The organism is Streptomyces murinus, assembly GCF_002154555.1.
GTDB lineage: Bacteria > Actinomycetota > Actinomycetes > Streptomycetales > Streptomycetaceae > Streptomyces > Streptomyces murinus.
The window spans coordinates 1-4,093 of sequence record NZ_MUNF01000489.1 but is presented as its reverse complement, the minus strand read 5'-3'; the positions used below and the strand labels follow the sequence as shown (position 1 = coordinate 4,093).

Below are 4,093 nucleotides of genomic sequence, written 5' to 3'. Positions count from 1 at the left end.
GCTCCGGCGGCCAGCGCCAGCGCGTCGGCCTCGCCCGCGCGCTCGCCGTCGACCCCGAAGTCCTGCTCTTCGACGAGCCGTTCAGCGCCCTGGACCCCCTCATCCGCCGCGACATGCAGGACGAGGTCGCCCGCCTCCACGAGGAGGAGGGCCGCACGATGGTCTTCATCACCCACGACCTCAGCGAGGCCCTCAAGCTCGGCGACCGCATCGCCCTGATGCGCGACGGCCAGGTCGTCCAGCTCGGCACCCCCGAGGAGATCGTCGGCTCCCCGGCCGACGACTACGTCCGCGAGTTCGTCCGGGACGTACCGCGCGAGCAGGTGCTGACCGCCCGTACGGCCATGCGCCCCGCGTCCTTGGTGGAGAGCACCGAAGGCCCCGCGCTCACGCCGGACGCCACGGTCTCGGAGGCCATCGAGGCCGTCGCCCGCACCGGCAGCCCGGCCCGTGTCATGGACGACGGCAAGTGCCTGGGCGTGGTCGACCACGAGCAGCTGCTGGGCGTGGTGGCCGGCGTGCCCGTCGCCCCGGCCGCGGGCCCCCGTGCCACCCCGGAGGCCGTCTGATGGCCACCCTCACCGTCCCCGCCCTGCGCACCAGGACCCCCGCCGTCCTGCGCAACAGAGCCGTCGGCAAGCTCCTGCTGCTCGCCCTGATCACGGCCGTCCTGCTCCCGCTGCTGCACGGCCGCGCCTGGCCCCACCACCTCACGGTCAGCCTCACCGAGCCGCTGACCAGCGCCAGCAACTGGATCATCGACAACCGCGACACCCACCCGCTCTTCCTCTACTTCTTCGGCTACATCAGCAACGCCGTCGTCCTCGCCGTGCGCGCGGTCTACGTCGCCCTCCTCGCCCTCGGCTGGCCGGGCGTCACCGCGCTCGGCGCCCTCGTCGCCTGGCGGGTGGCGGGCCCCCGCCTGGCCGCCGGCACCGCCGTCGCGTTCCTCGCCTGCGGCGCGCTCGGCATGTGGGAACCGACGATGCAGACCCTCGCGCTGATGGTCGCCGCCGTCCTCGCCTCGGTGCTCGTCGGCGCCGCCCTCGGCCTCGCCGGCGGACTCTCCCCGCGCCTGGACCGCGCCCTGCGCCCGGTCCTGGACACGATGCAGGTCCTCCCGGCCTTCGCCTACCTCCTCCCCGTCGTCCTGGTCTTCGGCATCGGCGTCCCCGCGGCCGTCCTCGCCACCGTCGTCTACGCCGCCCCGCCCATGGCCCGCCTCACCGCCCTCGGCCTGCGCGGCGCCGATCCCGAGGTCCTGGAGGCCGTGGAGTCGCTCGGCGCCACCCGCCGCCAGCGGCTGCTGACCGCCCGTGTCCCGCTGGCCCGCAAGGAACTGCTGCTGGGCCTCAACCAGACGATCATGATGGCCCTGTCCATGGCCGTCATCGCCTCCGTCATCGGCGCCGGCGGTCTCGGTGACCGCGTCTACCAGGCCCTGTCCACCGTCGACGTCGGCCAGGCCCTCGCCGCCGGCATCCCGATCGTGCTGCTCGCCGTGGTCCTGGACCGGGTGACCGGCGCGGCCGGCGCCGACGGCGCGAAGGGGCCCCGGACGATCGGCTGGCCGTACGCCCTCGCCGTCACCGCGGCCGCCGCCCTCGCCGCCCGCCTCCTCGGCGCCCTCGACTGGCCGAACGGCTGGAGCGTGCAGATCGCCGCCCCGGTCAACCGCGCCGTCGACTGGATGACCGGCCACCTCTACTCCGGCGTCCCGGTCATCGGCGGCACCGCCGACTGGGCGGCCCACTTCACCACCTGGGTCCTGGACCCGGTCCGCGACGGACTCCAGTGGCTGCCCTGGTGGTCGCTGCTGCTGATCGTCGCCGCCCTCGCCTGGGTGATCGGCACCTGGCGCACCGCGCTGACCGCCGTCCTCGCCCTGGCCGCGATCGGTGTGCTCGGCGTGTGGGAGCCCTCCCTGGACACCCTCTCCCAGGTACTGGCCGCCGTCGCCGTCACCCTGGTGCTCGGCTTCGCCACCGGTATCGCCGCGGCCCGCAGCGACCGCGTCGAGCGCGCCCTGCGCCCGGTCCTGGACGTCTTCCAGACGATGCCGCAGTTCGTGTACCTGATCCCGGTCGTCGCCCTGTTCGGCGTCGGCCGCGCCCCCGCGGTCGCCGCGGCCGTCGTCTACGCGCTGCCCGCCGTTGTCCGCATCACCACCCAGGGCCTGCGCCAGGTGGACCCGGCGGCCCTGGAGTCGGCGCGCTCGCTCGGCGCGACCGGACGGCAGCAGCTGTGGCAGGTCCAACTTCCGCTCGCCCGCCGTGCGTTGCTGCTCGCCGTCAACCAGGGCGTGGTCCTGGTCCTCGCCGTCGTCATCATCGGCGGTCTGGTCGGCGGCGGTGCCCTCGGCTACAACGTCGCCTTCGGCCTCGCCCAGGGCGACCTGGCGACCGGTCTGGTGGCCGGTGCCGCCATCGTCTGCCTGGGCCTGATGCTGGACCGGGTGACCCAGCCGACCGAACGCCGTCCGGGGAAGGGAGCCTGACATGCGGATCCGACTGCGTACGGCGGTCCCCGTCGCGCTCGCCGTGCTGGGGCTGACCACCGGCTGCGGCGCCGCCGACATGACCAAGCAGGCCAGCCCGTTCGCCCACACCGGCGGCGGCAAGAGCGTCACCCTGTCCGTGCAGTCCTGGGTGGGCGCCGAGTCCAATGTGGCCGTCGCCCAGTACCTGCTGGAGCACAAGCTGGGCTACCGCGTCGACACCGTGCAGGTGGACGAGGTGCCCGCGTGGGACGCGCTGAGCCAGGGCCGGGTCGACGCCATCCTGGAGGACTGGGGCCACCCCGACCAGGAGAAGCGCTACGTCGACGACAAGAAGACGATCGCCCGCGCCGGCGATCTCGGGGTGACCGGTCACATCGGCTGGTTCGTGCCGACGTACCTCGTCAAGCAGCACCCCGACATCACCGACTGGCACAACCTGAACAAGTACGCCTCCCTCTTCCGTACGGCGGAGAGCGGCGGCAAGGGCCAGCTGATGGACGGCTCCCCGTCCTATGTCACCAATGACAAGGCCCTGGTGAAGAACCTGAAGCTGGACTACCAGGTGGTCTTCGCCGGTTCCGAGGCCGCGCAGATCACCCAGATGAAGCAGTTCGCCAAGGAGAAGAAGCCCTTCCTGACGTACTGGTACTCACCGCAGTGGCTGTTCGAGAAGGTCCCGATGACGGAGGTGAAGCTGCCGCCGTACAAGGACGGCTGCGACGCGGACGCGGCGAAGATCACCTGCGCCTATCCGCGCACCCCGCTCCAGAAGTACCTCAACGCGGACTTCGCCAGGTCGGGCGGCAAGGCGGCGGAGTTCCTGAAGAAGTTCCGCTGGACCACCGACGACCAGAACGAGGTCTCCCTGCTGATCGCCCAGGACAAGCTGTCCCCGGACGCGGCGGCGAAGAAGTGGGTGGACAGCCACCCCTCCGTCTGGAAGCAGTGGCTGTCCTGAGCGGCTACTGACGCAGCCCGGCGGCGAGTTCGGCCGCCGCCGCGGTGGCCCTGCGCTGGAGCTGCGGGCCGAACGTGATCCGGGTGGACCCGAGTTCGCCGAGCGCGGCGGGCGAGGGGCCGTCCGGGGTCAGCAGGGCCAGCGCGTTCAGCGGGCCCTCGATCCCGGACCGCAGCAGGGGCAGGACGTCCACCGGGGCGAGGATCGGGTACACGCACTCGGCACCCGCCGCGACGTACAACGCGGCCCGCTCGACGGTCTGTTCGGCTGCCTGCTCGACGGCCCGTCCGGGGTCGCCGTCGCCGTGCACGAAGGTGTCGACGCGGGCGTTCAGGAAGATCCGGCCCGCGGCCGCCGCGCAGAACTCGGCCAGGTATTCGGCGTGCTCCCGGGGGTCCTTGAGCGCACCCCCGGTGGAGTCCTCGATGTTGCAGCCGACGGCGCCCGCCGCCAGCAGCCGCTCCACCAGCTCCTTCGGCGCGAGCCCGTATCCGTCCTCGACGTCCGCCGTCACCGGCACGTCCACCGCGCGGGTGATCCGGGCGACCGCCGCGAACATCTCGTCCGCCGGGGTCTCGCCGTCCGCGTACCCGAGCGCGGCGGCGACCCCCGCGCTCGGGTACGCGGACGGCGAG

At 73.0% G+C, this 4,093-nt stretch carries 4 protein-coding genes; 3 read left to right on the top strand and 1 reads right to left on the bottom strand.

All coding sequences use genetic code 11. The features are described 5' to 3' along the window. From CCN72_RS27435 to CCN72_RS27425, 3 genes are all read left to right on the top strand, one after another. Positions 1-569, top strand: a 569-nt coding sequence (locus CCN72_RS27435; protein WP_143664215.1) for an ATP-binding cassette domain-containing protein, incomplete at its 5' end; no start/stop codon positions are given. Next, positions 569-2,497 carry an ABC transporter permease gene (locus CCN72_RS27430; protein ID WP_086810500.1) on the top strand — a complete coding sequence of 643 codons (1,929 nt, stop codon included), beginning with the start codon at positions 569-571 and terminating at the stop codon, positions 2,495-2,497. The genes CCN72_RS27435 and CCN72_RS27430, both read left to right, overlap by 1 nt. Before the next feature lies 1 nt (position 2,498). Continuing rightward, complete coding sequence (locus CCN72_RS27425; RefSeq protein WP_086810498.1) at positions 2,499-3,458, top strand: ABC transporter substrate-binding protein; 960 nt, start codon at positions 2,499-2,501, stop codon at positions 3,456-3,458. Between the two features lie 4 nt (positions 3,459-3,462). On the opposite strand, the gene CCN72_RS27420 is transcribed toward CCN72_RS27425, so the two are convergent. After that, the coding region (locus CCN72_RS27420; RefSeq protein WP_107430163.1) for an isocitrate lyase/phosphoenolpyruvate mutase family protein at positions 3,463-4,093 on the bottom strand (631 nt) is incomplete at its 5' end.